Origin of the sequence: Weissella fangxianensis (genome assembly GCF_024718545.1) — a bacterium.
GTDB lineage: Bacteria > Bacillota > Bacilli > Lactobacillales > Lactobacillaceae > Weissella > Weissella fangxianensis.
On record NZ_JAMXDB010000070.1, the window covers coordinates 1 to 2,605 of the forward strand.

The 2,605-nt window shown below is 34.6% G+C and carries 3 protein-coding genes and 1 rRNA gene; 3 read left to right on the plus strand and 1 reads right to left on the minus strand.

Annotated features, from left to right (window positions below; genetic code table 11):
- The 3 genes from rrf to NGR58_RS10030 form a co-directional block, all read left to right on the plus strand.
- Positions 1–87: ribosomal RNA gene (rrf, locus tag NGR58_RS10020) — 5S ribosomal RNA — on the plus strand; the annotation flags it as partial.
- Between the two features lie 188 nt (positions 88–275).
- The gene (locus tag NGR58_RS10025) at positions 276–1,064 is read left to right on the plus strand and encodes an SDR family oxidoreductase (RefSeq protein ID WP_258089352.1); all 789 of its coding nucleotides are present in this window, start codon (positions 276–278) and stop codon (positions 1,062–1,064) included.
- 70 nt (positions 1,065–1,134) lie between these two features.
- Entirely contained in the window at positions 1,135–1,743 is a 609-nt protein-coding gene (locus tag NGR58_RS10030) for a TrmH family RNA methyltransferase (protein ID WP_258089353.1), read from the plus strand.
- 59 nt (positions 1,744–1,802) lie between these two features.
- Here the strand turns inward: NGR58_RS10030 and NGR58_RS10035 are convergent, their stop codons facing one another.
- Positions 1,803–2,189: a hypothetical protein gene (locus tag NGR58_RS10035; RefSeq protein ID WP_258089354.1), complete on the minus strand. Its 387-nt coding sequence runs from the start codon at positions 2,187–2,189 to the stop codon at positions 1,803–1,805.
- Positions 2,190–2,605: the final 416 nt, after the last annotated feature.

Here is a 2,605-nt window from a genome sequence, read left to right on the forward strand (position 1 = left end):
GTTCCCATACCGAACACAGTAGTTAAGCTCAGTAGCGCCAAAAGTAGTTGGAGGATCGCCTCCTGCGAGGATAGGACGTCGCGATGCAATTGAAAGCAGTTCACAGTAAAATGTGAGCTGCTTTTTTCTTTGCAGAGTGTAGAGTATTGATAAATTACATGTGATGTTTTTAAAGATAAAAATCAATCTAACATATTTTTTCATTTATTTTGATGTTCTATTTTTATCGAAAAAAGCCAACTGAGTTTTTAGTAATTAATAACGGAGGTAAACTTATGGATTTAAAACTCAAGAATAAGGTTGCTTTAGTAACCGCCTCAAGTCAGGGGTTAGGATTAGCAACAGCTAAGAAGTTTTTAGAAGAAGGTACCAAAGTGATGATTACCAGTCATAACTTAGAAAATTTACGTTTGGCATATCAAAAATTACAGCCAATGACATCAGCGGGGCAGTTATCATACGTCGTGGCGGATTTAACTAGTACATCGGATATTGAGAATTTACTAGCTATAACACATAGAAAGTTTGGCATGATTGATATTGTTGTTAATAACACCGGAGGACCTAAAAGTGCTAGTTTTGAGCAATTACATGAAGATGATTGGACAGATGCCTATGAACTTATTTTAAGAAGTGCTATACAGATCATAAGATTAGCATTACCCGATTTGAAAAAGACGCAGGGAGTAATTATTAATAGTGTATCAGCATCAACAAAACAACCATTATCTGGACTGATATTATCAAATACTTTTAGAATGGCTATATTAGGATTATCCAAAAGTTTAGCAAACGAATTTGGTAAGTATGGCATTCGGGTGAATACAATTTCTCCGGGTCAAATATTAACAAATCGTGTTCAAACATTAGATGAGATTAAGGCAGAGATAGATAACACTTCAACCGAGCAAGTTCGTCAACAATCTGAAAAAATAATTCCTTTAGGGCGTTATGGAGAACCAGAGGAGTTTGCTAATGTTGTTGTGCTCTTAGCTTCTAGCGTCAGTCATTATGTTAACGGTAGCAATGTTGTGGTAGATGGTGGTCAAGTCCAAAGTTATTAAATGTTGTTAGATGAATTTATGTATAATGATATTGTGTGGATAATATTGATTAAATAAACAGGGGTTAAAAATGAGTAACATCGATTTACAAAATGGCATAGACTATCGTAATTTGGGTACCGATTTTAAAGGCATGACAAATGAACAAATTATGCAAGCATTGGATCAGCGTCGTGGAGATATGATAACGGTTCTGCAAAATTTAACGCATGACTTTAATAAGGCTACAGCAGTTCGCAATCATAATGCCTTTTCAGGGCGAGAAATTGTCTTTTTAAACCCGGACAACCCGATGGATAGTAATAATCCAGAAGGTGCTAAAAAATGGAATAAAACTGGTGCTGTGGGCGCGCAACATTATGAACATATTAGTCATCATCGTATATTGGATTATCAAGAACTATTTGACCAATGGCATGAAGAAGGATATGTTATTTACGCTGTTGATAATACACCCGGTTACGAATTGCATAATGTCTTTCAGGTTGAGTTTCCGAAAAAAAGTGTCTTCCTTTTTGGTGAGGAACAGATTGGATTGGCTGATGAGCTAATTCAGGCGGCTGATCAGATGATTTATATTCCGCAGACTGGGTCAGTTCGTTCATTGAATGTATCAGTAGCTCATGGCGTGATTGCCGCTTTGTACACAGCCCAACATCCAGTGCCTACCGATATATAAAAAAGTGCGAAACTTTCTCATATAAGATCGTTTCGCACTTTTTTATAAGTAGGGGACTTCTACAGAAGAAGTTCAAATTCTAAGTTGTTGTACTGGTCACGCTCGCGTATCTGATGGTAACCAAATTCTTGTTGTGTTCGTTCGAGTAGTTCTGTATGCCAAGTAATTTTCTTAGCAAAATTTGCAAACATGTCTTCCTTTAGATGGTTTATCAAAGAAAGGAACTTTGTTGCTTCTTCAGCGGTCATTGATACATAAAAACGTTCATCATTGCCAAACTTTTTTGAAATCCGTTTTAGCTTAATGTTCATAACTTGCCGTGTATATGCGGGATTTCTATTAAGTCGAACGCTGACATTAATATGATTGTAGTGTGAATCTCGGCTATATTGTAACAACATAGCTAGAAATCTTTCTGGATCTATTTTACTTTTGTTAGTTGCCATATTCATATCCTTAATCTTTAGAAGTTCTTTTCAATAGTATAACACGTAATAATTTTTAGAAATAACAAAAAACTATTGCGTTATATTTCATATGGGGGTATTATATAAAAGTTGTCTTTTACGGATAGCAGATTACAAGTAGTAGTTTAATTTGTTTTAATATTGACTGGATAAGAAGGTTAATGTTTTTATAGCAAATGATATTCAATTGTTAATAATTTTATTTAAAAGAAAGTGTTGACAAATCGAATTAGCTTCTGTAATATAGATTAAGTTGTCAGCGAGACAGCAACTGTTGATCATTGAAAACTGAATATCGTTTCGATGAAACAAATGTGTAGGGTCATCAAGTAATTTACTTGATACAAAACATTTGTGAAGTCAATTCACTAATAAATTCGTTTAACTTCTGTTAA